This is a genomic window from Paenibacillus sp. FSL K6-1566 (assembly GCF_038050475.1).
Classification (GTDB): domain Bacteria; phylum Bacillota; class Bacilli; order Paenibacillales; family Paenibacillaceae; genus Paenibacillus_AQ; species Paenibacillus_AQ lactis.
The window spans coordinates 849,889-875,507 of the sequence record NZ_JBBOSR010000001.1; the positions used below are offsets into that span (position 1 = coordinate 849,889).

General features: G+C 54.0%; 25 protein-coding genes. 14 read left to right on the forward strand and 11 right to left on the reverse strand.

Annotated features, from left to right (window positions below):
* Positions 1 to 134 precede the first annotated feature (134 nt).
* From NST08_RS03755 to folE, 5 genes are all read left to right on the forward strand, one after another.
* Entirely contained in the window at positions 135 to 563 is a 429-nt protein-coding gene (locus NST08_RS03755; protein WP_007133060.1) for a GNAT family N-acetyltransferase, read from the forward strand.
* A gap of 385 nt (positions 564 to 948) precedes the next feature.
* The gene (lepB, locus tag NST08_RS03760; RefSeq protein WP_007133059.1) at positions 949 to 1,551 is read left to right on the forward strand and encodes a signal peptidase I; all 603 of its coding nucleotides are present in this window, start codon (positions 949 to 951) and stop codon (positions 1,549 to 1,551) included.
* 41 nt (positions 1,552 to 1,592) lie between these two features.
* Entirely contained in the window at positions 1,593 to 3,461 is a 1,869-nt protein-coding gene (gene queG / locus NST08_RS03765) for a tRNA epoxyqueuosine(34) reductase QueG (protein WP_007133058.1), read from the forward strand.
* A 147-nt stretch (positions 3,462 to 3,608) separates the two neighbouring features.
* The gene (locus tag NST08_RS03770) at positions 3,609 to 3,845 is read left to right on the forward strand and encodes a YneF family protein (protein ID WP_007133057.1); all 237 of its coding nucleotides are present in this window, start codon (positions 3,609 to 3,611) and stop codon (positions 3,843 to 3,845) included.
* A gap of 196 nt (positions 3,846 to 4,041) precedes the next feature.
* Entirely contained in the window at positions 4,042 to 4,635 is a 594-nt protein-coding gene (gene folE, locus NST08_RS03775) for a GTP cyclohydrolase I FolE (protein WP_007133056.1), read from the forward strand.
* Between the two features lie 176 nt (positions 4,636 to 4,811).
* Here the strand turns inward: folE and NST08_RS03780 are convergent, their stop codons facing one another.
* The 5 genes from NST08_RS03780 to NST08_RS03800 form a co-directional block, all read right to left on the reverse strand.
* A complete protein-coding gene (locus tag NST08_RS03780; protein ID WP_007133055.1) occupies positions 4,812 to 5,084 on the reverse strand; it encodes a hypothetical protein in 273 nt (90 codons plus the stop codon).
* Positions 5,085 to 5,119: 35 nt separating this feature from the next.
* Positions 5,120 to 6,394 (reverse strand): lipase family protein, encoded by a 1,275-nt coding sequence (locus NST08_RS03785; RefSeq protein ID WP_007133054.1) that lies wholly within the window; start codon positions 6,392 to 6,394, stop codon positions 5,120 to 5,122.
* 23 nt (positions 6,395 to 6,417) lie between these two features.
* A complete protein-coding gene (locus NST08_RS03790; RefSeq protein ID WP_007133053.1) occupies positions 6,418 to 6,714 on the reverse strand; it encodes a hypothetical protein in 297 nt (98 codons plus the stop codon).
* A 377-nt stretch (positions 6,715 to 7,091) separates the two neighbouring features.
* Positions 7,092 to 8,306: a Fe-Mn family superoxide dismutase gene (locus tag NST08_RS03795; protein WP_028406128.1), complete on the reverse strand. Its 1,215-nt coding sequence runs from the start codon at positions 8,304 to 8,306 to the stop codon at positions 7,092 to 7,094.
* A 137-nt stretch (positions 8,307 to 8,443) separates the two neighbouring features.
* Positions 8,444 to 9,445 carry an alpha/beta fold hydrolase gene (locus NST08_RS03800; protein ID WP_251535922.1) on the reverse strand — a complete coding sequence of 334 codons (1,002 nt, stop codon included), beginning with the start codon at positions 9,443 to 9,445 and terminating at the stop codon, positions 8,444 to 8,446.
* A 334-nt stretch (positions 9,446 to 9,779) separates the two neighbouring features.
* Between NST08_RS03800 and NST08_RS03805 the strand changes: the two genes are divergently transcribed.
* Entirely contained in the window at positions 9,780 to 10,520 is a 741-nt protein-coding gene (locus tag NST08_RS03805; RefSeq protein ID WP_007133050.1) for an IclR family transcriptional regulator, read from the forward strand.
* A gap of 242 nt (positions 10,521 to 10,762) precedes the next feature.
* Here NST08_RS03805 and NST08_RS03810 read toward each other — a convergent pair whose 3' ends face one another.
* Both NST08_RS03810 and acnA read right to left on the reverse strand, forming a co-directional pair.
* A complete protein-coding gene (locus NST08_RS03810; protein ID WP_007133049.1) occupies positions 10,763 to 10,924 on the reverse strand; it encodes a hypothetical protein in 162 nt (53 codons plus the stop codon).
* Between the two features lie 184 nt (positions 10,925 to 11,108).
* Positions 11,109 to 13,826, reverse strand: coding sequence for an aconitate hydratase AcnA (acnA, locus tag NST08_RS03815; protein ID WP_007133048.1), 2,718 nt, complete (start codon positions 13,824 to 13,826; stop codon positions 11,109 to 11,111).
* Positions 13,827 to 14,125: 299 nt separating this feature from the next.
* Here acnA and NST08_RS03820 point away from each other — a divergent pair, with 299 nt between their 5' ends.
* The 8 genes from NST08_RS03820 to NST08_RS03855 all read left to right on the forward strand — a co-directional run bounded on the left by NST08_RS03820 (position 14,126) and on the right by NST08_RS03855 (position 21,230).
* A complete protein-coding gene (locus NST08_RS03820; RefSeq protein WP_007133047.1) occupies positions 14,126 to 15,148 on the forward strand; it encodes an amidase domain-containing protein in 1,023 nt (340 codons plus the stop codon).
* Positions 15,149 to 15,194: 46 nt separating this feature from the next.
* The gene (locus tag NST08_RS03825; protein ID WP_007133046.1) at positions 15,195 to 16,289 is read left to right on the forward strand and encodes a D-alanine--D-alanine ligase; all 1,095 of its coding nucleotides are present in this window, start codon (positions 15,195 to 15,197) and stop codon (positions 16,287 to 16,289) included.
* A 97-nt stretch (positions 16,290 to 16,386) separates the two neighbouring features.
* Positions 16,387 to 16,704 (forward strand): hypothetical protein, encoded by a 318-nt coding sequence (locus tag NST08_RS03830; protein WP_007133045.1) that lies wholly within the window; start codon positions 16,387 to 16,389, stop codon positions 16,702 to 16,704.
* A complete protein-coding gene (gene uvsE / locus NST08_RS03835) occupies positions 16,701 to 17,702 on the forward strand; it encodes a UV DNA damage repair endonuclease UvsE (protein ID WP_007133044.1) in 1,002 nt (333 codons plus the stop codon). The genes NST08_RS03830 and uvsE overlap by 4 nt, the downstream gene beginning before the upstream one ends.
* Positions 17,703 to 17,963: 261 nt before the next feature.
* Positions 17,964 to 18,827, forward strand: coding sequence for an inositol monophosphatase family protein (locus NST08_RS03840; RefSeq protein ID WP_340897432.1), 864 nt, complete (start codon positions 17,964 to 17,966; stop codon positions 18,825 to 18,827).
* Positions 18,828 to 19,033: 206 nt separating this feature from the next.
* Positions 19,034 to 19,327 (forward strand): hypothetical protein, encoded by a 294-nt coding sequence (locus NST08_RS03845; protein WP_007133042.1) that lies wholly within the window; start codon positions 19,034 to 19,036, stop codon positions 19,325 to 19,327.
* Between the two features lie 224 nt (positions 19,328 to 19,551).
* Positions 19,552 to 19,884, forward strand: coding sequence for a hypothetical protein (locus NST08_RS03850; protein WP_007133041.1), 333 nt, complete (start codon positions 19,552 to 19,554; stop codon positions 19,882 to 19,884).
* An 86-nt stretch (positions 19,885 to 19,970) separates the two neighbouring features.
* Positions 19,971 to 21,230 (forward strand): stalk domain-containing protein, encoded by a 1,260-nt coding sequence (locus NST08_RS03855; RefSeq protein ID WP_341341473.1) that lies wholly within the window; start codon positions 19,971 to 19,973, stop codon positions 21,228 to 21,230.
* 141 nt (positions 21,231 to 21,371) lie between these two features.
* Here the strand turns inward: NST08_RS03855 and NST08_RS03860 are convergent, their stop codons facing one another.
* The 4 genes from NST08_RS03860 to NST08_RS03875 form a co-directional block, all read right to left on the reverse strand.
* Positions 21,372 to 22,229, reverse strand: coding sequence for a DUF4367 domain-containing protein (locus NST08_RS03860; protein ID WP_244152808.1), 858 nt, complete (start codon positions 22,227 to 22,229; stop codon positions 21,372 to 21,374).
* A gap of 76 nt (positions 22,230 to 22,305) precedes the next feature.
* Complete coding sequence (locus tag NST08_RS03865) at positions 22,306 to 22,905, reverse strand: RNA polymerase sigma factor (RefSeq protein WP_007133038.1); 600 nt, start codon at positions 22,903 to 22,905, stop codon at positions 22,306 to 22,308.
* 329 nt (positions 22,906 to 23,234) lie between these two features.
* Positions 23,235 to 24,107: an aminoglycoside 6-adenylyltransferase gene (locus NST08_RS03870; protein ID WP_007133037.1), complete on the reverse strand. Its 873-nt coding sequence runs from the start codon at positions 24,105 to 24,107 to the stop codon at positions 23,235 to 23,237.
* A gap of 184 nt (positions 24,108 to 24,291) precedes the next feature.
* Entirely contained in the window at positions 24,292 to 25,608 is a 1,317-nt protein-coding gene (locus tag NST08_RS03875; protein ID WP_007133036.1) for a glutamate-1-semialdehyde 2,1-aminomutase, read from the reverse strand.
* Positions 25,609 to 25,619: the final 11 nt, after the last annotated feature.

Genomic DNA, 25,619 nt, shown 5'->3' on the forward strand with positions numbered 1-25,619 from the left:
GGTTTAATGGACAAGGAAACAGGATTTTCGGGTTTTTTGTAGTAAAACATTAATGTCAGGTTTGCGTAAACGGAATACTTGTTCTTTGTAAACCGGGTAAACCGCATCATGCTAACGAAAAGGGAGATTTTGAAATGCATGTTCGTTCCTTTCAGTTGAGTGACTGTAACCCCGTAACCGAGCTATTACAGATTGCTTTATCGGAAGAATGCTACGAAAACACGATGGAGCCCTTCTCCAGGCAGCTTGCTTGGGACTCCGACCTGATCATGGTTGCGGAGGAAGACGGCGAAATTGTCGGTGTCCTAATCGGGACCATCGAGCGCAATCATGGCTGCTATTATCGCATTGCTATTCATCCTGATTACCGTAGAAGAGGGATCGGCAAAGCCCTGGTATCCGCTATGGAGCAGCGTTTCCAATCACGCAAAGTAAGCCGGATCCTGGTAGCCGGAGACGAGCATAATGCCGCAGCGATGCCGTTTTATGAAGCGATGGGCTACGGAGCCAGCAAGATTCTGCAGTCGTTTCAGAAGCTTAGCATTGTGGTGGGGCCCCGGTAAGAGCCTCTTGGCGTTCTATGCGGGCACACGGCAGCCTAAGACCTCTACAGAGATAAATCATTAAATTTTTCCATAGTGTGTGATTTCAAAAAGCCAACTTTTCAGCGCGAATGAAGGCGAAGGGCCGTCAGAAGCACAGCAGCGGCAATCGCAGGAACGCCGGAGGAGCAGCGATTTTTCGAGCATGCATGCCGGATTCGCTTAGGAATCCGCCGCCTGATCTTCTTCGTGATCAAAAGGGGACTTTTTGAATGACCTCTATATGAAGCATATCTTTCAGCCGTTGCAAATGGAGGGGAGATATGCTTTTCTATTAATGTACCCCAATTTTGAAGGTGCCGCCTGTCGAGGTTCGAAGGTGAAATCGAAGTAAAGTAGGTGTAGTATGGGACAAGTGATTCCTCCGGATTCAGCCGAGAACGGACAAAGCAGCGAGCCGCGCCAGCAGACTGGCGGAAAGAACGGCTGGGCCGCCGAGCTATGGGATTGGGTCAAGACGATCGCAATTGCCTTTGTTATTATGGTGCTTCTTAATATGTTTGTGTTTAATTTGTCGACGGTTAAGGGCGAATCCATGCAGCCAACGCTGACCGCATCGGAGCGGCTGTTTATCAATAAAGTGGTCTACCGCTTTGCAGAGCCCAAGCATGGTGATGTCATCGTGCTGAAGGACCCGAGCGACGGTCCGGATAAGAAAGAGTTTCTTGTTAAACGTATTGTCGGCGTGCCCGGGGATACAATTGAGGTGAAGAATCAGAAGCTGTATGTGAACGGTGTCCCGCAGGACGAGGAGTATACGGACGTCCCCATTGAGGATCCGGGCTTTAAACCGGTGAAGCTGGAAGAGGGACGGTATTTCGTGATGGGCGACAACCGCCACCTCGGAAAGAGCAAGGACAGCCGCATGTTCGGAAGCGTTAAGGAATCGGATATTGTGGGCAGAGCCGAATTCATATTCTGGCCGCTGTCGGAAATTAAAAAGCTGTAGCCAAAAATAAAGCTTCAACCTAACGAAAGGAGGCGCTGGAGATGACCTACACACTTGGCTCGTATGCTCCTCCGCCTTCGGTATGGGAGGAGCTCAAGCAGGAGCTTAAGACTGCTGCACCGGAGCTGGGCATCGATGATATCGGGTTCGCTTCGGCGGAGCCGTTCGTATCGTTGCGAGGCATATTACAGAACCATCGCGACAAGGGCTACGAATCGGGATTCGAGGAGCCGGATCTGGATAAGCGGGTCACGCCCGCCTTGCCGGGAACCGAGCCTGCTTCGCTAATCGCTATTGCGGTGGCGTACCCCTCCAAGATGGAAAATCCGCCGAAATCCGAACCCGGCAAGTACCGGGGGATAATGGCCCGTTCTGCTTGGGGAAGAGACTACCACCATGTGCTTCGGGAGGCGATGAGCCGGCTGGAAGCTTTTATACGGGAGCGGGTGCCGGATGCGGTGCTGGAAAGCATGGTCGACACGGGTGCGCTGGTCGACAGGGCGGTTGCGGAGCGGGCCGGAATCGGCTTCAGCGCCAAGAACTGCGCGATCATCTCTCCCAAGTTCGGGTCATGGATCTATCTTGGCGAAATGGTCACGAATATTCCGTTTCCGCCGGATCAGCCGGTTACGGAAGACTGCGGCGAATGCACCAAATGCATCGACGCCTGTCCAACGGGCGCGCTGGTCGGACCCGGACAGCTGAATGCCCAGCGGTGTGTCTCTTTCCTGACGCAGACCAAAGGGTTTCTGAGCGAAGAAGTGATGCGGAAGATCGGCAACCGTCTGTACGGCTGCGATACTTGTCAAATCGTTTGTCCGAAGAATCGGGGGAAGAACTGGACGCATCATGAGGAGCTCCAGCCCGATCCGGAAAAAGCCAAGCCGCTGCTCCTGCCGATTCTGGATATGAGCAACCGCGAATTCAAGGAGACGTTCGGCGATACGGCTGCGGCCTGGAGAGGCAGAAAGCCGATCCAGCGCAATGCCGTCATTGCCCTTGGCAATTTTAAAGACATTTCGGCAGTACCGAAGCTGAGCGAGGTGCTGCTGAAGGATCCGCGCCCTGAGCTGCGGGGAACCGCCGCATGGGCTCTGGGCCGCATTGGAGGCGAAGAAGCGTTGAACAACTTAGAGAAAAGCATGAAAACCGAAGGGGATCCCCAAGTACGGGACATGCTGCAGCAAGCCTTAGCGAAACTCAATGCCGATGCAGCGACATCGGAGAATACACGGAGCGAATCGGCTGCCCCGGTGCCGGAGGCAGCGGAGGAACAAGGCTCTGCCGGAGCGGCGGCAGGGAAAGCTTCAGCCGGGAATGCAGCCGCCGAGCCGGAGCAGCCGCGGCCTGCTATCCAGGGGGTTGAGCCGATGGCCGTTCCCGAGGGAGGGCCGGAGGTATTGTATTATGATGAGCTCCAATCCCCGATCGGTACGCTGACCGTCTGCGCGACGGAGAAGGGACTGTGCCTTATCGAATTCGGGAGCTTCCATGTGAAGGAAGCGGTCATTCAGCAGTGGTGCCGCACCTGGTCCGGCAACGGTGGCTATGAGCGGGATGAAGCCCGCCTGGCTCCGGTAACGGATCAGCTGAAGCGGTATTTTGCAGGAGAGCTGAAGGAATTCACCCTTCCGCTGGATATGCGGGGAACCTCGTTCCAGCTCCAGGTATGGGAGGCGTTGAAATCCATTCCTTATGGAACCGTATGTTCTTATAAGGACATCGCGGAATCGATCGGACGTCCGAAGGCGGTTCGGGCGGTCGGCGGGGCCAACAACAAAAATCCGGTGCCAATCGTCGTGCCGTGCCACCGCGTCGTTGGAGCGGACGGTGCGCTGATCGGCTACGCCGGCGGACCGGAAATCAAACGGACCTTGCTGGCGATCGAGGGCATTACGCTGGGCCGGTAAACGCGCGTCATTCTTCTTGGAATGCCTCGTATGGCCGCCCGCGCATATCCGGATTTTTCATTTGCTGTCCTTCATGGGACATGCTATGATAAGTTCGTGTATGTGCCATGAAATGGTAAATATTAGCATGATTAAAGGTGGTCAAGCATGAATATCGTCATTCCGATTGTTACGCTGATCGTGGGTCTGGTTGCGGGCTTCTTTATCGGGGCATTCTATCTGCGTAAGCAGCTGGAGAAGATGCAGAACGATCCGGAAATGCTGCAAAAAATGGCAAAGCAAATGGGCTACAACCTGAACAGCAAGCAGATGCAGCGCGCTCAGCAAATGATGAAAAACCAGCCGATGCCCGGCAAAGGGCAAGGCCGCAAACGCAAAGGCTAATGAATAGGAGGGCCGCCTTCGTTTATCCATTTGACGGAGGGGGCGCTTCTATTTAGTGAAGACTGCTAACAGCGGTTATATGTGGCTGTTCATTCGATCGCTTTCGGGTGCTGCCCGGCAGCGTAAGCATACGGATTGAACAAGCATAAAATACGGATACCGTTTACCTGGTTGTAGGCGGAAAGGGGGATGTACTGTGGCAGGTGTAAAGGATTATGTTAACGATAAAGTTGTAGAAAACCGGGAGCAGATCGAATACCATATCGAGCAAATTTTGAAGCTGATCGGTGAAGATCCGCAGCGTGAAGGGCTGCTGGAGACACCGGCCCGTGTCACCCGGATGTATGAGGAGATTTTCGCGGGATATTCCGTGGATCCGAAGGATGTACTGGGAGTAACCTTCGATGAACAGCATGAAGAGCTTGTCATCGTGAAGGATATCGTATATTACAGCCAGTGCGAGCATCATATGGCTCCATTCTTCGGCAAGGTTCATATCGGCTATGTGCCGAGCGGGAAGATCGCGGGACTGAGCAAGCTGGCTCGTCTGGTTGAGGCGGTTACGCGCCGTCTTCAGGTTCAGGAACGCATCACGTCGCAAATTGCGAACATTATTGTGGAGGAGCTCCAACCGAGCGGCGTAATGGTCGTTGTGGAAGGGGAGCATCTGTGCATGTGCGCCCGCGGCGTGAAGAAACCGGGAAGCAAGACGGTGACCTCTGCCGTACGGGGAACGTTCCAAAGCGATGCTGCACAGCGTTCGGAGTTTCTGTCATTAATCAAGGAATAAACCATAGTGCAGTGAACAACGGCTGGACCCGTAGATGGTCCAGCCGTTGTTGTTATTCCACCGTTTCAGGAAACGAAAGGATTATGGGGGATGCTCCGTTCTTTTAGATTCGGCAGATCCATGATTGCTCTATAGGGGATGTCTTGGCGCTTAAGGTTAAACAGCATCACGGCCGGCTATCTTGAGCCATCCACCTGCTTCATATGCTGGACGTAACGGATCAGCTCCGCTTTCTGCAGCTCCAGCTCATGAATCCGCCTGGACATCTCACTGAAGAAGAGCTCGATCTGATCGCGCAGCACATTGGCCGATTGCCCCCTCCAATCCGAGAGGCGGGCGTACATCGCCCTTGCTTCCTGTTCATCCTGCCGAAAGAGGGCAAGCAGCCTGGACAGCTCGCGTTCAGCCTGAAGCAAGTCATCCAGCTCTAGCAATATTTCCTGACTCATCAATTGATCCCTCCAGAAGACTTGTAAATGGGCTGTTATCCGCTGCGATCCGTCTGTTCGAACAGATCCGCCTTGTACTTAATGTACTGGACCATGTCGGTCGTATGCTGTATATGCCACTGGCTCAACGACATAATCGAAGCATCCAGCTGCTGCACAATCGGCTGGAGCCGTCTGCTGTGGCTGGAATACATCGTTCTGGCAAGCCGCTGACGGATCCCCTCCAGCTCGCTCTGGCTCTGCTGGGCATTGGCCCTCCACGTTTCCGCAACGCTGCGCAGCTCCGCGGGGGTCACCTCAATGGTGCCGGCTCCTGCCGATTGGCCCGCCATTGCGGCTGCTCCGGCTGCGCCCAGAAGCGAGCCGTGGATACCAGCCATCATTCCGTTCATCATCCCATGAAGCGATTGGAAGAGCCCGCTGTCCGAAGGAACTCGGGGTGAATCGACAGGCTTACCGGTTTCACCGTCATAGAGCGGGTTGGATATGTAACCATTCTCGAATTTATAGCGATCGAGCTGGTGGTAATTGGGCCCGCCGAAGGTGTTGCCGATCTTGTCCCACAGGCTGACCCCGTCGTTGGCATCCTCATAGTTGGAGTCGATGTAATAAGTCGATCCCACATGACCCTCATACCCGCCGAAGGTGCCGCTGGCAACGATATCGCCCGGGTGGGCAAAGTTAATGATCTGGGAATCAAACTCGCCGTTCTCGGCCATTCTCCGGGCTTCCGGGGAAAGGCTCCCAATGACGGAGGGGGCACTGAAGGTGACGGCGGGCAGGCCGGTATAAGCTGCCGCATACTGGGCGTTGGCGCCGCCAAGCGAGTGGCCGGTCAGCGTGAAGTTTAAGTCCGGGTGCTTCTCCTGCATTTCCCTGGCATAGTCTTCAGCCTGAAACATTTGGTTTGTGCCGAGGACATCGGCTTTTTTCATAAGGTTTCTGGATTGTTCACCGACCCAATCGTTCAGGCCTGTGATTCCCACAGCGTCCTCGAATTTGGTGATCTGCTCATCGAACGGCCTTTCGATTTCTACCTTTCTTCCAAGCTCTCCAAGGCCGATCCCAACATCATTTAGCAGGTCAGGACCGGAGGTGGATAACTCGGCTTCTCCCTCGGTTCCGCGGTAAGCGATGACAGCCTCACCGGTCTGCCGGTTCACGAACGTAACGGCATCGAATCCCGAAACGGCATGGCTCTTCGTATCCTCCAGCACTTCCCAATCGGGCAGATCCTCGATCTGTGCGCCTTCCTTTAAGTCCTTATAAGCTAACCGTGATAACGTGTTATACGTTTCATCATCGACCATGACGCTTCCTCCATAATTGAAGTTTACTTCTTCTTATTGGCTTCAATGACTTCTTTCAGCTCCGGGCTCATGACAAAGTTCTTGGTTTCAAACGTCTTGTAGTTCACCGAAATGTTGAACGTCTGATCTTTATGCCCTTTGACGTGGCCCTCGACATCGATCTCATCCGCTACATAGGAAGGCATCTTCTTCTGACCTGTAACTTCGACCTCCAGGCCGTATTGCTCCTTGAAAAATTGAATGGCGGTCTCCTTCGTCTGGGCCATGAGCTGATCCTCGCTCGCCGCAACCTCCGGATCGCCGGATTTACCGGATTTCATGCTTTGGCATCCTCCTATCATGAACGTGGCTAAAATAAAACAAATGAACAGGATCTTCCATCCGGAACGCATATCCATCCTCGTTTCATCCCTTCAGTAGACTCTTTGATCCTCATACCCATGCTAAGTTCCAGTAAAATGCTTACTGTATTATCATAGACTGGGGGACTGCAGCAAACAACGTATTAAATAACCAGAAACATGGTAATAAAGTCCTGTCGAGCCCGCGCGGCAATACCTATTTTTGAGCTTTCCAGATTAGGTAGAAGGAAGATAAAAGCCCTCCCTAAGCCTCGGTTACGAAGCAAGGAGGGCGGACTCTGATAGCAGTCTCAATTCTTACGGGGTGCCATGAAGCGGTTAGGATCGGTTCATCATTAAAACGGCTTCCATTTCAGCTTGCTTGCATGCTTGAACCGCTCGGCCACTTCGGGCCAGTACACGACGTTCCACCAATCCCTGATGTAGTCTTTACGCTTGCTTTGATGCTTCAAGTAATAGGCATGCTCCCATACATCGAGAGCGAGGAGAGGAACCACATCCCACTGGGAGAGGTTCTGATGCTTCTCGGCCTGTAATATTTCCAGACGATGGCTGCGCGGGCTCCAGACAAGGATGGCCCAGCCGCCGCCTTCCACCTTCTCAGCCGCCTCGCTAAAATGCTTCTTGAACCGTTCAAAGCTGCCAAAATCCTTCTTGATCTGCTGGGCAAGCTCTCCCTCTGGCATGCCGCCGCCCTTCGGGTTCATGATGCTCCAGAAAAGGGTATGCAGGTAATGTCCGGCGCCGTGGAAGGCGAGCTCACGCTCCCAATGCTTCACAAGCTCGAAGTTGCCGCTCTTGCGCGCTTCCTCAAGCTTTTTCTCGGCTTTGTTCAACCCGTCCACATAGCTCTGGTGGTGAACATCGTGATGGACCCGCATCGTCGCTTCATCGATATGCGGCTCGAGGGCATTGTACGGGTACGGAAGCGGAGGGAGGCGGTGGCCGCCGATCGGGACCGGCTTGCTGCCCGAATCCGCTAAGCCGTGGATCGCGGCCTCGGGCCCAGCGGAGGCTGATGAAGCCGATGAAGCTGGTTCTTCCCGATCTTCCCGTTTTTCTCGAGGCTCCCTATTTTCCGCGGGTGGAGGGGGCGCTGCCGCTTCTTCCATGAACCGTTCCACCGCTCCTGGAGAATTCAAAGTGTCCAGAACGCCAAGGAAGTACTCCGATTCGCGGATGATATGAAGCAATACCGTCTCCGCAAGCGGCACGGTTCGAACGGCAGGGCTGTTATCCTTCATGCCTTCCAGCTGGCGGATGAATTCCCTGGACTGCTCGAAGGAGACGCGCAGCAGATGCTCGACCTGTGCGATGACCTCGGGCGATGGCGGCCCCGGATGGCGGAGAACATATTGCAGCAGGACATCGGCGGCTTTTTGCGTATGATCGAATACGACGGCCCACTGGTCCAAAACGTTCACGTAGGGCTCCTCAAGCCCCGGAACAATCGCTTTAATGACATCCGTATGCTCCATCTCCTGGAGCTTCCAGAAGGCAATCTCCTCCAGAATACGGGCCGGCAGCTTCGCGCCGTAAATATATAACATCGATTTCCCTCCCCATATAGCATTCACCATAGTCACTATATTCCGGGACGGGCTTGTATTATGTAAGGCAATATAAAAACCCCCGCTGCCGGTTCCGGCAGCAGGGGAGAAGGTCATCCACTATAAAGGTACAGCACTTATTGGGCTTGCAGCCCTTCCCGGCCCTCGAGCTTGCCAAGGAAGGTGGAGACTCTGCGCAGATACTCTTTCGGATGCTCTCGGAAGATAAGCTCGTGGTGCGCATCCTTCACAATCCATGAATCGGAATCTTCATGGGTCTGGTTTGCGGCGATTTTCTCGGCGATCGGGTAAGGCGCCTTATCGTCCCTTGTTCCGTGGATGAACAGGATCGGGAACGGATAATCATGCTTTTTTACCTCGTTATAAGGGATTTGATCGAGACTCGTTCCATTCAGCACCGGGAAGAGCAGCTCCAGAATTTCCAAGGAAGGATGCCTTGGAAGATCAATCTGGTTGTGAATATTGTGATAAAGCGTGTCCGGCTCCAGCAAAAAGGTGCTGTCCAGAATCATCGCGTCAACATCCTTCGTCTCGAGCCCCGCCTGTAATGCGGTGCCCGCGCCCATCGAGAACCCCCAGACGACAATCTGCCTCGCGCCGCGGTGCTTCACATGTTCAATCGCGCCTAGCAGCTGACGCTTCTCCTCCTTACCGCCGGTAGCTACCTCCTTGCTGGTTTGGGATGCAAAGCCATAGTCGAACATCAGCACATTATAATTCATGCTGTGCGCGTAATGAGCGATATCATACATCGGCACCCAGGTCTCCTCACGATTGGCGCCATATCCATGGCTGAGCACAATCGTCTTATCGGAATGATCCGCAGGAATATACCAGCCGTTCATATTTCGTTTGCCGTCAATGGAATGGAAGGTGACGCTCTCGTAATCCATTTCCTTGGCAAGCTTCGGATTGGAGTAAAGGGGAGCCACCGTCGGATTCGACAGCACCCAGGCAATATAGGCGTGCAGCGCTATAAAGCAGAAGATAAGGAAAAAGACGACGGATAAAATCAAAGCTAGCAAAATATGCTTGAACCGTACCAAGCCTGTAGAAAGCTCGGCCGGGGCGTCATTGACTTGGGAGAGTGGGGCATTACGACCAGTTACCATGCTCATGGATGGCCCCTCCTTACCATAGTTTTATTGCGCGAAAGTGAAAAACGATGATTTTTTATAATAATCGTATGCCGGGATGCCTATTATGTCAATGTAAATCGAAAGTTTGTTAGATGAGGATTTGGCAAAAATCCAAAGGGCGACCCTCAATCAGCAATAGATAGCAAAACCGTTTTATTCATCTACATATTGTACCCGGGAGCCGATGGAAGCGAATTTTACAAAATCCCGCGATAATTGTAAAGCTGGCAAATGGTTTACTTCTGCCGTAATTTTTCATATAATTCTTGTAACCAGGTTTCATGTGATGAAACAGGAGAGGAGCAGGTCGGGGATGGAAGACCGCAAATTAACTGTACGTGCCGTTGAAAGGGCTCTTGATATATTAATATGCTTTACGAAGAACAGTGAGCTCGCTCTGACCGAGATTTCTTCGCTGATCGGGCTGCACAAGAGCACGGTTCACCGCCTGCTGGCAACGCTGGAAGACAAGGGATTCGTGGTGCGGAATCCGGAGACGGAGAAATACAGGCTGGGTCTGAAAATATGGGAGTTGTCCATGCACTTGTCACAGAGCGATGATCCGGCCATTCGGCTGCTGCCGGCAATGGAGGCGCTGCGGGATCGGCTTGGCGAAACTGTAAGCCTGTATCTGCGGGACGGTGCGGAGCGTTTGCGCATTCAGGCGGTACAGAGCAACCAGGCCATCCGGCGGGTCGCCCAGGTAGGCGTGAGGCTGCCGCTGTCCGTCGGCGCTTCCAGCAAGGTTCTGGTGGCGTTTGCGCCGCCGGAGGATCAGGAGGAGCTGCTGAATGCACCGGATTGGCCCGAGTCGGTAGACCGTGAGACGTATCGGAAGCAGCTGGCCGAAATATTGCAGAAGGGCTATGCGATCAGTATCGAGGAGCGCGAGCCGGGGGCGGCAGCGGTATCGGTGCCGATCTTCGACCGTTACGGCAAGGCGGCAGCGGCGCTTTCGATGTCGGGGCCGGTCACCCGCTTGTCAGCCGAGAAGCTGCGCGAGTATGCGCCTGTGCTGAAGGAAGCGGCTCGGGAGATGGGAATGATGATGTGATGGCTGCCCAGGAATCTTAAGCCGTACGCATATCGTTCAAGGGACGAAGGATTCGTCCCAAGTGTGAAAGTGGACAGGGAAACAGTACCGCCTGTACGCTAAAAAAGGAGATGACCCGGACTAGATCCGGTGCATCTCCTTTTTTAGTTCCAAGCTCCAAGCGATGGATATTCATGTTTGCGGTTTCTATTATGTAGACGTTGGCAGTATACGTTCATGGACGCACAAATCAGGCCTGGTGATCATCGTTTCGCTTGGTGTCCTTTCGTCGCCTCTCTCATTTTCTGATTCAAGATCTCTTGAAAGGTAGCCGTCTTGGCATTCGTTGTTGCTTTAGGCGCAACCATTGGCTGCGGGCGTTGATATTGATGGTGGAACGGGGTCATCGTATGGATTTTGATCATCGGTACAAACCTCCTGGATCACTCGAGTATCCGCAATGTTTGTACCCATTAACCTTCCCGGCTCTATTTGAAACGGGACTTCCAATAAACAGGAATATGGTACTGCAAATATGAAAATCCCCATCTTCCGAGACCGAAAGATGGGGATTTGTTCCTGAGACTTAAGTGCCTTTAGAGAGAGGTGTTACTGGTTCGATGCGATCATTTGACGAAGCACCGTTTGGAGGATACCGCCGTTATGGTAGTAGTCCACGTCGACCATGCTGTCAAGACGAGCGATTACCGGGAACTCGAACTTGGTCCCGTCTTCGCGAGTAGCGACAACGGTCAATTCCTGACCCGGCTTCACATCATTGCTAAGGCCGATAATATCGAACGTCTCGCGTCCGTTCAGACCAAGGCTCTTCCAGCCGTGTCCTTCTTGGAACTGGAGCGGAAGTACGCCCATGCCCACAAGATTGGAGCGGTGGATCCGTTCAAAGCTTTCGGCCAGAACGGCTTTGACGCCGAGGAGGTAGGTACCTTTAGCCGCCCAGTCGCGGGAGCTTCCCGTACCGTATTCCTTACCGGCGATAACGATCAGGTTCTGTCCGCCGGCTTGATAGTTCATCGAAGCGTCATAGATGGACATGACTTCGTCCGTAGGCAGGTACGTGGTCACGCCGCCCTCGGTGCCAGGAGCTACCTGGTTGCGGATGCGGATGTTGGCGAACGTTCCGCGCATCATGACTTCATGGTTACCGCGGCGGGAGCCGTAGGAGTTGAAGTCTTTGCGCTCAACGCCACGCTCGCTCAGGTATTTGCCTGCCGGGCTGTTCGTTGCAATGTTGCCCGCCGGCGAAATATGGTCCGTCGTAACGGAGTCGCCCAAGAGAGCAAGCACGCGCGCTTCCTTGATGTCCTGAATGTCGCTCAGGCCATTGCCCAGGCCTTCGAAGAACGGCGGATTTTGAATGTACGTCGATTGATCGTCCCACTCATACAGCTCGCCTTCCGGCACAGGGATCTTGTTCCAGCGCTCGTTGGCTGTAAATACGTTCTCGTATTTCTTGCGGAAAGCATCCGCGCTGACGGACAAGCCGATCGCTTCACGAATTTCGGCGCTCGTTGGCCAGATATCCTTCAAATATACCGGCTCGTTGTTTGGATCGTAGCCGATCGGATCGTTCTGAAGGTCGATATTAACCGTTCCTGCAAGCGCGTAAGCCACAACAAGCGGCGGAGAAGCCAGGTAGTTGGCTTTAACCTGAGCGTGCACGCGGCCTTCGAAGTTCCGGTTACCGGACAGTACGGCCGCAACCGTCATGTCATTGTCGGCGATCGCTTCGCTGACTTCGTCAGGCAACGGACCGGAGTTACCGATACATGTTGCACAGCCGTAGCCTGCTACATAGAAGCCGAGGGATTCCAAGTAGTGCAGGAGACCGGCTTTCTCCAGATAGTCGGTTACGACCAGGGAGCCTGGAGTCAAGCTGCTCTTCACATAGCCAGGCTTCTTGAGGCCGCGTTCCACGGCTTTCTTCGCCAGCAGGCCTGCGCCGAGCATAACGCTTGGGTTGGAGGTGTTCGTACAGCTTGTGATAGCCGCGATGACAACCGCACCGGTTCCCATTTCGCTTGTGGAGCCGTCTTTATGCTTAACGGTAACGGTCTGCTCGATCTTCTCGTCGCTGAGGCCGTATCCGCCCTTGTCGATCGGCGTACGGATAATATCGTTGAAGTTCTGCTTCATTGCAGTCAGCTCGATACGGTCTTGCGGACGCTTCGGACCGGCAAGGCTCGGCACGACGGAAGCGAGGTCGAGCTCGATCACGTCGGAGAACTCAGGGTCCGGCGTATCGGCCGTACGGAACATGTTCTGCGCTTTGTAGTAGCTCTCAACGAGTGCAACCTGCTCATCGGTACGACCGGTGTTGCGGAGATAAGCAAGCGTCTCGTCGTCAACAGGGAAGAAGCCGATGGTTGCGCCGTATTCCGGAGCCATGTTGGCTACGGTTGCACGGTCAGCCAAGCTGATGTTGGCGAGGCCAGGGCCGTAGAACTCCACGAATTTGCCGACAACGCCTTTTTTACGGAGAAGCTCGGTGACGGTAAGGGCAAGGTCGGTTGCCGTTGCGCCTTCGGCCAGGCTGCCCGTCAATTTGAAGCCGATAACTTCAGGCGTTACGAAATAGAGCGGCTGGCCGAGCATGCCGGCTTCCGCCTCGATGCCGCCGACGCCCCAGCCTACGACGCCAAGACCGTTGATCATGGTAGTATGGGAGTCGGTGCCGACGAGGGAATCCGGGAATACGAGCGTTTCGCCGTCTACCGTCTTCGTGGCCGCTACGGAAGCCAGGTATTCCAGGTTAACCTGGTGAACGATACCTGTTCCAGGAGGAACCGCACGGAAGTTATTGAAAGCGGTTTGAGCCCAGCGGAGGAAGCGGTAGCGCTCTTCGTTGCGCTCAAACTCGACTTTCATGTTATATTCAAGAGCTTGGTCCGTACCGAAAGCATCAACCATAACGGAGTGGTCGATAACGAGGTCAACCGGTACGAGCGGGTTGATCTGCTTCGGATCTCCGCCGGCTTTCTTAACGGTGTCGCGCATAGCTGCAAGATCGACGACAACCGGTACTCCGGTGAAGTCCTGCAGTACGATGCGTGCAGGGATGAACGGAATTTCCTTGTTGTTGTCACGTCCTTCGTTCCATTTGGACAACAGCTTTACATGATCTTCTGTAATGGCGCGTCCGTCGAATTGGCGAACGGCGGCCTCAAGCAGCACCCGAATCGAGAACGGAAGCTTGGACACGCTGCCGTATCCTTGCTCTTCGAGCGCCTGCAGGCTGAAATAACGATAGTTTTTACCGCCCACCTCGAGGTTGCGCGAGATGGAGAATTGATCCTTTACTGGCATACCTGAACCTCCTTGAGTCATTTCTGAGTTCAACTGTCAGTTGTTTCACTAGATGAAACCCAATTTCATAATTCACACACTCTAAGTATAACGATTTCAAGCCGCTACGTAAAGCATTTTTTATAGAAGAAAAGTATTTCAAAACGGTGAAAATCCGCCTGTTTTCAGCGTCCCTGCAAGCGTCTGCCGAAGCGGTCATGGAGGGCTGTTCTTGGAGCGGGTTCATAGCCCGCTTCCTTGCTTCATATAGTTGTGATAGGGAACCGTGCGTTAGGCCAGGTTAAGAGGAGGAGAGAGGTATGAGCAGTCTGCAGCAAGCGGAGAAGCCTTGGAAGCAAAGCTTATATATTTATGTCAATCAATACAACCAAAACCGGGTCGACTATTCTTCAGGCCTGAAAGAGCAAATTGTAGCGGATTTGAATTACTTGGTAGAGAGAGGCGAGAGGCAGTTCCGGCTCCAAGCATGGTACGAAGAACGGGAGGTTGTGCCGCTCAAGAGCGAAACCCGGGCCCGGCTTCAGCGCATCCTAAGGGAGACGGAGGATGACGTCGTTGCCGACGTCAGGCTCAGCAGCGTCTTTTATTATGAAAAAAGAGGGATGACGCATCGGGAGGATATCGTTACGCGCGAGCGCCTTACCCTGATCCGCGACGGCGACGCCTGGCTGATCGTCGGCATCGAGCGGCTGGAGGACGAACGCCATCCGCTGCAGCAGGCTGGGAACCTGAGTGCAGACCCGTCTGCGGCCGGGCGCGAGCCTTCGCTTCCGTTCATGAACGGACGTGTGTATGCGGCGGGAATGAGCCCGAGATCGGGCCGCTACGAGCGGGAGGCAGCCGCAGCTTATGCGGACCGCTGGTGGGATTCGGGAAATCCGGAGTTCGCCGAATTCGATGTGGATTGCACGAATTATATATCCCAGTGCCTCTTTGCAGGCAAAGCCCCAATCCACTATACTGGTAAAAGAGAATCGGGATGGTGGTACAAGGGATATGTGGGCGGCCGAGAATGGTGGAGCTACAGCTGGGCGGTTTCGAACAGCTTTGCGAATTACTTGTACACCAGCACGACGGGTCTGCGGGGCGAATTGGTCGAACGGCCGGAGCAGCTTATGCTCGGCGATGTGATCGTGTACGACTGGGACGGCGACGGCGCCTTCCAGCACAGCACGATCGTCACGGCGTTTGACGCAGGCGGCATGCCGCTGGTGAATGCCCATACGGTGTCCAGTCGCCACCGGTACTGGGACTATCGCGATTCGTATGCGTGGAATGACAAGACCAAGTACCGGTTCTATCATATCCCCGATTATTTTTAAGGCGTGCGCGCATCATGCTGCAAAACGTACAAGAGAGAGGTTATTCATGGGACAGGATAAATTAACGGTCGGCTTGGTATACGGAGGGAAATCGGGGGAGCATGAGGTGTCGCTGTCGACAGCCTTCGCCGTCATGAACGCTTTTGATTTCGACAAATATGATATCATGCCATTTTATATTTCGAAGCAGGGAGCATGGAGGATCGGCACGAAGCTGACGGCGCCGTTCTCCGATCAGGAGGAGCTCAAGCTCGCCGAGGGGGAAGGCACCCGTACCGCGCTGAATGCGGTGTTCAGCAGACTGTATGGAAGTGAAGAGCCGGTAGTTGACATCATGTTTCCGCTGCTGCACGGAACGTTCGGTGAGGACGGAACGATTCAGGGACTGTTCGAAATGGCGGATATTCCTTATGTCGGAACCGGGGTGCTTGCCTCTGCTGCAGGCATGGATAAAGTCGTCATGAAAAAGCTGTTCGCCCAGGCGGGACTGCCGCAATGCGAATACTGCAGCTTTACCAGATCCCAGTGGGAGCGCAATCAGCATGAGCTGCTTCAAGGGATTGAGGACAAACTGGGCTTCCCGAGCTTCGTCAAGCCGGCCAATCTGGGCTCCAGCGTCGGCATATCCAAAGCGAAGGACCGGGAGCAGCTGAAAGCCGCGATTGAAACCGCGCTTCGCTTCGACAACAAGATCATTGTTGAAGAATTCGTGGATGCCCGCGAGGTGGAGGTCAGCGTACTCGGTAACGATGAGCCGATGGCTTCGGTCCCGGGTGAAATCGTCTCTTCGAGTGAATACTATGATTACGCGGCAAAATATATCAGCGGACAGTCCAAGATGCAGATCCCTGCCGATATCGATCCGGATACGGCCGACCGGCTGCGCGAGCTGGCCATATCGGCCTTCAAGGCGATCGAGGGCAGCGGCATCACCCGCGCGGACTTCTTCCTCCGCCGATCGGACGGCGCGATTCTGATCAATGAGGTCAATACGATGCCGGGCTTTACGCCGTTCAGCATGTATCCGCTCTTGTGGCGGGAGACAGGCATGTCTTACCGCGAGCTGCTTGACCGGATGATTGAGCTCGGCCTGGAGCGCTACAACCGCAAACAGGCGTTGATTTACGAGAATCAGGCTTAAGACTTACAATCGGATATGAATAGCCAGGGGGAGTCCGCGAACAACTGATCACGGCTCCCCTTGAGTCTAATATTTAAGCAGGAAAGGAAGAGGTCTTATGGGATTTCAAACCGAGTTTAACTCCGTCTGCAAGTTTAAGAGCGAGCAAGAGCTCTACGAGCTGCTGGAATACGGACGAGGCAAAATGCTGAAGGACGGCCTTCGTGTGTTTCCGACAGGACAGAAGGTGATTGCCTACACGCCGGATAACCGAGCGGTAGCCATCGTGCTGATTACGGCATGCGTATCCGAGATCAATTTCCAAGGACGCGAAGTCACTTCGGTCGAGCTGCAGCTGATCCGCAAGCTGACGGATGAGGAATCCCGCGTCCAGACGGCGCTGGCTCACGAAATGTTCTTCGGGGACCATGCATGATCGTAAGATTCGGATATGTAGCCATGTCCACGGTCGTTCAGAATGCTTCTCCCTCCAAGACCATGACGATGAAGAGTTTTCTGAAGCTGAATGACCGCGAGGCCGGCATACATAAGCTGGAGCGGATCGCGAATGAAAATCTTCATAATACGCTTCGCCTGTTGAAGCACAACGCAGCGCATGATATTATGGTGTACCGCTTTTCCTCCAAGCTGATTCCGCTGGCAACCCATAACGATATGCGGGACTGGGATCCGTTCCCTGCCTTGCAGGAAGGTTTTCGGGCGATCGGAGACTACGTGAAAAAGCACGGCATGAGGGTATCCTTCCATCCGGACCATTTTACGGTGCTCAGTACGCCCAGGCCTGAGGTGCTCGCTAGTTCCATACGCGACTTGAACGCACATGTCGATATGCTTGAAGCGATGGGGCTGCCGGCAGCGATGAAAAACAACATCCATATCGGAGGCGCTTATGGGGACAAGCCATCGGCGGCCTCCCGGTTCATCGAGCACTTTCATGAACTTGACCAGCGTATCAAGGAGCGTCTGACGCTGGAGAACGACGATAAGACCTTTACGGCACAGGAGACGCTGGCGGTATCCAAAGCGACGGGGGTTCCGATGGTGCTCGACATTCACCACCAATGGGTGAACAATGACGGCGAAGCGCCATGGGAGCTGTGGCCTGAGATCTTTCGCACTTGGGAGACGCCGCTCGCCCAGGCCGGGTCGGATCCCGGGCAGCCGCTGCCCCCGAAGATCCATGTATCCAGTCCGAAAAGCCCGGCGGACATCCGCAGCCATGCCGATGGGGTGGACGTGGTGCCGCTGCTGGCCTTTTTACGGAACATTGCAGGAGAAACGCCGCGGGTGGATGTCATGATCGAGGCGAAGATGAAGGACGGCGCTCTGTTCGGGCTCATGAAGGAGCTGGCAGAGTATAAGAATGAGGGCGTCACGATCTTGGACGGGGCCTCTGTGGAGATCCATCCATAGAACGAGTAGAACGAGCGGACGGTCCTCTTGCATCCGGAGGGATTTTAAGGTACGGTGAAAGTGGAAGATAGAGGATGATTCCCATGACATACACGCAGAAAAGTTCGTTCTCGCCAAGCATTCACTGCTCCGCAAGGAACGGACTTTTGTTGAAATAGGCGAAATTTTGAGAAACGCTGCCCGCTCCTGTTTCGTAATACCGGAATAGGATAAAGGGATGTTAACAATCAATAGATTGATATAGAAAGTAGAGTGAGCGCTTTGAACGAGAATGACAAGACTCCTTATGTAGTCAGCAGTAAGAGTTACACTGCCGTTGCGATTAATTGTGCCGCGAAGGCGGGGGAGTGGATTAAGAGCAGACTCGGATCCGTGAAACAGCTCAGCACCAAAACATCGCCTCAAGATATTGTCACGGAAGTGGACAAAGGGGCCGAGCAGATGATCCGGAAGCTGATTCTCACTCACTTCCCGGACCACGTGATTCTAGGAGAGGAAGGGGTTGAGCCTGGGGCCGAAGCTGCCGCACGGGCGCTGAAGGCGGCCCAGGAAGAGGAGTATCTCTGGATTATCGACCCGGTTGACGGGACGACGAATTACGTCCATGGTTTCCCGTTCTATTCCGTCTCCATCGCGCTAGCCCATCGCGGGGAAGTGATCGTCGGGGTGATTTACGATCCTTCGCGGGACGAATTGTTTGTGGCCGAGAAGGGAAAAGGGGCCTATGTGCACGGCAATCCTACGTATGTATCCAAGGAGAGCCAGCTGTCGGAGAGCTTGCTTGCGACCGGATTCCCGATTGACAGCAAGGTTAATCTGCCGCTGAACATGGCCGAGCTTCACGCCCTCTTGCCGAAGGTGCGCAATGTAAGAGCCGGGGGCTCCGCCGCCCTTCATCTGGCGTATGTTGCCGCCGGACGCTTAAGCGGATACTGGGAGCACGGGCTGAGCGCCTGGGATATCGCCGCAGGGGCCCTGCTGGTTCAGGAATCCGGCGGAGCGGTGACGGACACCGATGGCCGTCCGTTCGATCTGTCCGTACGGAATATAGCGGCGACCAACGGCTTGATCCACCAAGGCTTGCTGGATACGCTGAAGGAAGCGGGCGAGGGCTCCGTTCGTTAAGACTGACTTGGCCTAAGCAATATGCAGAAGGTCAGATGGAAATCACGAAAGGCCGGATAAGATACCGGCGGTTGAGGGTAATGTAAGATAGAAGGTATCAAGGATGAAGGTGGCAGCGTCTACAACAGCTTGAGTAAAGTGCGAGTTCAAAAAGTCGGTTTTTCAGGCGAATTTTTGAACAACCTCTTAAAGGAGTTATGCGTGAGATGAATGAGAAATCAGATCAGGATTTGGAACGCCGGCTTAGCGAGATGTTGACTGAAGGCGAGATGGAGAGGAAGGATCGGGAGCAGGAGGAGCGCCGTCAGGTCTCTCCGAAATACGAGATCCGGATTCAGACCCAGCTCGACCCCATCGTTGAAGAAACACTGAAATACCGTAGCATCGCGAAGGAAATCGATGGCCGTTACGACAAATACATGGAGCAGGCAGGCAAAAGCAACGAGCCGAAGGCCGAGCTGGAGAAGGGCCGCAAGGAGCAAGGGGATGCGTCCTCTTGATGAATGGAGTCAGGCTCTGCCCGGTTAGAGGCCGTGAATACGGCAAGCAACTGCATAAGCATTACAGGAATGGACAGCGCGATTAAGGAGGCTGTCCATTTTCTTTTTTTTGTATACCGTTCTTAGTAGCGGAACTTCGGAGGGCATAAAGCACACGCGTTTTCTGCAGGAGCAAAAAAGCAGATATGTATTCAAGGACAGGATTATAGTGAGGAGGCATGAAGATGAGAGGGCTGCGGACGTTTCATATTGCGGGTGCCGTATCGGGCATCGGCTCCATGCTGTTGTGGTGCATCCTTATATTTTTCAATCCGTATACGGATACGGTAAATGCAGATGCGGCACGGAACACCTTTCTCATGCTCTTTCTACCTGGTGTGATCGCACTGATCTCGCTGTTCGGACCGTGGAAACCGTTAATGCTGATTGCCTTCTTATGGTCGGTGCTGCCGAGTCTGTACTTGGCTGGAACTCCGGGCATCTTCGCGTTGTTCGGCGTAACGTCCGCAGGTTATTTAATTGCTTACCTGCTCATGAAAAGAAATGGGAAGGGATAGTTCTGCAAGGGAGGGCTTTGTACCCAATCAGGGACGCAGGTGGTAAAATAAGGAGGGTATCGAATAAATCTAGGGAGAGTGAAGGCATGTTCAAACAATGGAAGAAGAGGCTGGCAGCGGTAACAGGATTTCTGATGCTGGCCGTAACGCTGCTTGGCCCGGGTGCAGCCACGGTGTTTGCCGATGGGGGCAGCGTAAAGGAGGATACTACATACCGAATTGTAGCGCTGGGAGACTCGCTCACGGTCGGTTATGAGCCGGGAGTGGATTTGAACAAGCTGTATGGTTTCGTCGAACGTTTATATGAACAAGGGCTTTTCTACGGAAGAACCGAAGTGACGAATCTAGGGATAGCCGGATTGAAGACGGACGGACTGGACCATTACCTCCAGGCCATCGTTGATGGACGTTCTCTAACAGCCGAGGAGCTGCAGCCTGGGCTGGCGGACCCGCGCGCGAAGCAGATCGGAGCGGACGCACCCAAAGCGAAAGCCGCAATCGCCGAAGCGGATCTGATTACCATTACCATCGGCGGCAATGATATGATGAGCCTGGTCGGCACGATCGATAAGCTGAGTGAGGAGCAGCTCGCAGCCAAGCTGCAGGAGCTGTTTGCACAGTACACCGAGAACGTCACCGCCGTCATCGGTAATCTGCGGCTGCTGAATCCGGATGCGACCATCGTCATCGCGGACCAGTATAATCCGATCCCTAAACTGGCGGGCGAGGCTGCTTATGCGAAGCTGCTGGAAGCGGCCGGCCATTTCACCAAGCTCGTGGATGACATCGCTGCGAGCTTCGCGAACCAAGGCGCGGATATCAAGGTAGCGCATGTAGCGGAAGCCTTCGTGGGATCTGAGATTACGATGACGCATATCCTTAAGGATGATATCCATCCGAACCAGTACGGTTACGAGACGATGGCAACCGTATTTGCGGAGACGATCTGGGGCAGCTATAAGCAGCCGCCGGTGCAGGAGCAGGGTCAGCCGATGCGAATCGTCGTCAAGGGACAGGAGCTCACTACGCCGTACAAACCGATTCTTCGCGACAATATGAACTACGTGGCGATTCAAGATATCGTTAATGCGGTGGGGGCAACGACGAAGTGGGAGAATAAAACCTCAAGCGTCACCATCACATACGGCGATAAAACGGTTGTAGTCACGATCGGCAAGAAGTTTGTGAAAGTAAACGGCACGAACGTTCCGATCGATACGCCTGCTTTTCTGCATAAGGTAGGCAAGGAAGACAAGACCTATGTTCCGCTTGCCGTCATTGCATCGGGTCTTGGCTTTGATGTTCAGTACAGCGCCAAACAGCGTACCGCATTCATTAATTTATAAATGCATCCGCCCTAAGATAAGGTTGATCATAGCTGCGGAACCAAAGAGAGACGCCGATTTGGCGCCTCTCTTTTCCTTTTTCAAATTCTCCGTTTAATTGTCTATGATTTTAAAGCGTCAAGTGATATATGAGCCGGCTGCTCACTTGGAAGCCGCCTTCGGAATGATCGTTTCGGCGATACGGATCAGTTCCTCGGCTGGGACATCTCCCTCCATGGAGCTGAGCGTATACAAGTAGTGGTGTCCGGTACTTGGATCCTCATAAGCCCAGTCCAGCTGCGTCGTGCTTCCATCGTTCCATGTTTTTTGCAGGACGTCCTGCCCGTTGATCTCGATCTTCCGGTTGATCATGTCCATATTCTCGTCCCAGTAAGAGGTCACGCTGCCGTGGTCTCCGTTATTCAGAATCGTCAGGGCGATCTCCTTGCTGCCGCTGGTGTAATAAACCGTCGACAGCCAGAAATTGTCCGTAAACTGTATCGGCATCAGGGCGTAATCCTTGCCCGAAGACTTGGCTTTCGTAAGCAGTTTCTTCGCGATGTCGGCCTTTTCCTGCTCGGTCAGCGGCTTTGCGTCAGTCTCGCGCTCCATGTGCACGCTGGCATTATTGAACATATATTTGTCCGAGGCGGAAGCGGAGATCTCCTTGGCCAGCGGTACGCCGGGCACGTTCACCATGCTTGTCAGCTTATCGAAATCCTTGACGGCATGCGGAGTGGATTTGATATCGATGACGTGGTTCGGATTATTCGGCACAATATAAATGGCGGCTGCTTCGCCCGGCTTGATTTGCTCATCCCAGACGGTATTCATAAGATGGATGCGATCCAGTTCCTCTTTGGAATAATCCTTAAGCGGAGGAGACACTGCGCTCGATTTCTCCTCATAGACGACTTCTCCCTTGCCGTTGGTTAAAGAATGGTACTTGACAGCTGCGAAGCCGGTCGATGCGGTAAGCAGCATGCCGGCGATCAAGAGAATGCTTACTTTGTTTTTCACGAACAATCGCTCCTTTTGAATATGTTCTTCCCGAATTTGGCGCATAACGCGTTTCTGGAGGGCGGCTCCGGGCGGCTCAACCCTTTGAAAGAGTGGTTTCAGGTCTTTGTCGCTGTCCATGCTCATTCGTTTCCTCCCCCTCTGCCATGGCGTAATGTTTGCGGAACTTGGCGGCGGCCCGCTCGAACTTTTTCCTGAGATAGGTCGTGCTTTGTTGCAAAATAAGGCTGATCTCGTGATAGCTCTTGTCCTCGACGCAGCGCAGGATGAGCAGGCTTCGTTCCTCGGCGGTCAGCCTGGCCAGCGCCCGGAGCACGGACGGATTGTAGTACTTGTGCTCGATGACCTGATCGACATGCCGGTTATCCTGGTCTTTCTGGTATAGAAAGGGGAGGTACCGATACAGCTTGCGTTTCCGCAGCAAGTCGATGCATTGGTTGCAGGCGATGCGGTAAAGCCAGGCCTCGAAGGGCTTGTCCGTTTCATATTTGGACAAGTGGCGGTACGCCTTCAAGAAAACCTCCTGGGTGCAATCCTCGGCTTCGGCATAATCGCCAAGCATGTGGTAGCAGTAATTGAAGATGGCTTTGTTGCAGCGGTTCATGATCAGCTCGTATTGGTCGATCTCTCCCTTCAAAACATCAGCAACGATCTGATGGAATGCTGGTTCATCCAAGTGGTTTCACCCCTTTACAATCTGTATTACGTATCAGCATGGTGCTAATGTGACAAACAGGCTCTCTCAGAACTTCCCGAGTTTTCCTTTGCAGGAGAACGGCTTGGATCAATATGAGGCCCCGGCAGATGGAGCGAAGGTCTGAAGTGAGGCTAGGGGGAAAACAGGGAGCGTACAAAATAAAAGAGAGACGCCGCGAATGGCGTCTCTCTTTGCTGCTTCCCATAGCCTTGGGAGCCGGGTTAAACGGGTCCCCGGTCTGCCCTGGCCGAGAGCGGCTGCCTTATCCTATTACCCGAATTACGGGCATAGCAGCTTCCCGCATGATTTTAATAGATTTCCTTCGCATCCCGCGGCAGCTGGCGGACATGGTGCAGGAAGCCGGTAACGCGCCCGTCCTGTCCCATGTCATACGTGTAGCCCAGCTGCTCGCCGACGTACAGCGCCGTCTTCCGGAAAAGTGCTCCGGCGGCGAAGAGGGCGTCCCAGACCTCGTCATAGGTTCCCCCGGCGTAGGTATCCATTAGCTCGTTCCAGCTGTCCTCGGGCAAGTATCGCTTCAGATACTTGGCATTCTTGCCAACGCTAAGCGAGAAGCCGGTCAGAACCCCGGCCTGCCATTCCAGCATTTTGATCAGCATCGGCCGAACGATATTGTTCAGGTGATCCTGGGCATACAGAATTTCCTCTCTCCACAAGCCCTTGGCTACATAAGTGGTGACCCACCAGAATTCGTTGCTGCAGTCCGCAAAGAATTCGGCGGACGGACGTTTGACGCGATAGTCCTCATCCGACGGCTCCGGTATTTCGGGAAACGTCCCGTCTTTGTCCATAAGCACCTTGATCAGCTTGTCATGCTGGCTGTAGGATTCCTTTTCCTCGATGGGAATCAGGGTCATGTCGATCCGGTTCCCGTCCGTAAACAGCATCAGATAGGAGAACCAGTTCCCCAGATCAGGAGGGAACATCGCCATATCTTCGGGCGTTTGCAAAATGATGCGTTCCCCGAAGACGTCAATCCAGCCCGGGTCTTGAATGAAGCTGTCCATGTCGGTGACGTGGAAGCTGATATCATAGTCCTGAAATACATCCTTCGGCACATTAGGGTTCGTTCTTGAGCCTTCCAGGGTCACGGCGCGAACACGTTCATCGCGCTTAGCCACACCCAGAATCAAATCCATCATTTCTTGCTCGCTTCTCATCGTTGTTCCCGCCTTTCGTTTTCATTGGAATGGGTCAATCTTATGAACCGTTAAGGCAGGAGGTCCGCGGATGCGAACCGTGGAAGCGGGATATGGACACGCAGCATGTTATAACTTGTTCAGCAGCTTCTTCATATTCCGGTTCCCCTTTCCAGGATTTACCCTACATGAAATATCAATGCCATTAACCTTTCATGGCTTGAAATGAAGCCTCTGCGGCTTCCAATGTTGCATCGATGTCCGCTTCCGTATGGGCAGTCGTCATAAACCAGGCCTCGTATTTAGAAGGGGCCAGATTAATGCCGCGGTCCAGCATATGGCGGAAGAAGGAAGCGAAGGCCTCGCCGTCCGTATCCTGGGCTTCATCATAGTTGGTCACCGGATGATCGCAGAAATGAGTGGAGAAGGAGCCGCGAATCCGGTTGATCGTGAGCGGAATGCCATGGCGGTCCGCCGAGCTCTTCAGCCCTTCGGTCAGCTTGATCGTCAGACGCTCCATTTCCTCATACACGCCTTCGCCTTGCAGCACCTCCAAACAGGCGATCCCTGCGGCGATCGACGCCGGATTGCCGGCCATCGTTCCTGCTTGATATGCAGGTCCGAGCGGGGCAACCTGCTCCATAACGTGCTTCCGGCCGCCGTAAGCGCCGATCGGAAGACCGCCGCCAATGATTTTGCCGAGCGCGGTCAGATCCGGCTGAATGGCTTCGTGATTCGCCAGACCTGCGTATGTCTGGGAAGAGCCGTAGTGGAAGCGGAAGGCGCTGATGACCTCGTCATAGATGACGAGCGAGCCGTTATCATGGGCCAACCGGCACAGTCCTTCCAGGAAGCCTGGCTTTGGCATTACCATGCCGAAATTGCCGACAATCGGTTCGACCATCACCGCGGCCACGTCATCACCCCATTGCTCCAAGGCGTCACGCAGGCTGTCAAGATCGTTAAACGGAACCGTAATGACCTCGTGGGCAATGCTTGTCGGAATTCCGGCGCTGTCCGGAATGCCGAGCGTGGAAGGTCCTGATCCTGCGGCGACAAGCACGAGGTCGGAGTGGCCGTGGTAGCAGCCGGCGAACTTGATGATTTTATTGCGCTTCGTATATGCGCGTGCAACGCGGATCGTCGTCATGACGGCCTCAGTGCCGGAATTGACGAAGCGCACCTTGTCCAAGGAAGGGATGGCATCCTTCAGCATTTTGGCAAGCTTGATTTCAAGCTCGGTCGGCGTCCCGTACAGCGTGCCGTTCTGGGCTGCCGCCGTAATGGCGGCCGTAATGTGCGGATGGGCATGGCCGGTAATAATCGGTCCATAGGCCGCCAAGTAATCGATGTAGCGATTGCCGTCTTCATCCCAGAAATAGGCGCCGCTTGCGCGTTTCATGAAGACGGGGGCGCCGCCGCCGACCGCTTTGAATGAGCGGGAGGGGCTGTTGACGCCGCCGACGATATGCTGAAGAGCTTCCTGGTATAAGGCTTCGGAACGGGTTCTGGATGTGTTCATCGTGTAAAAAC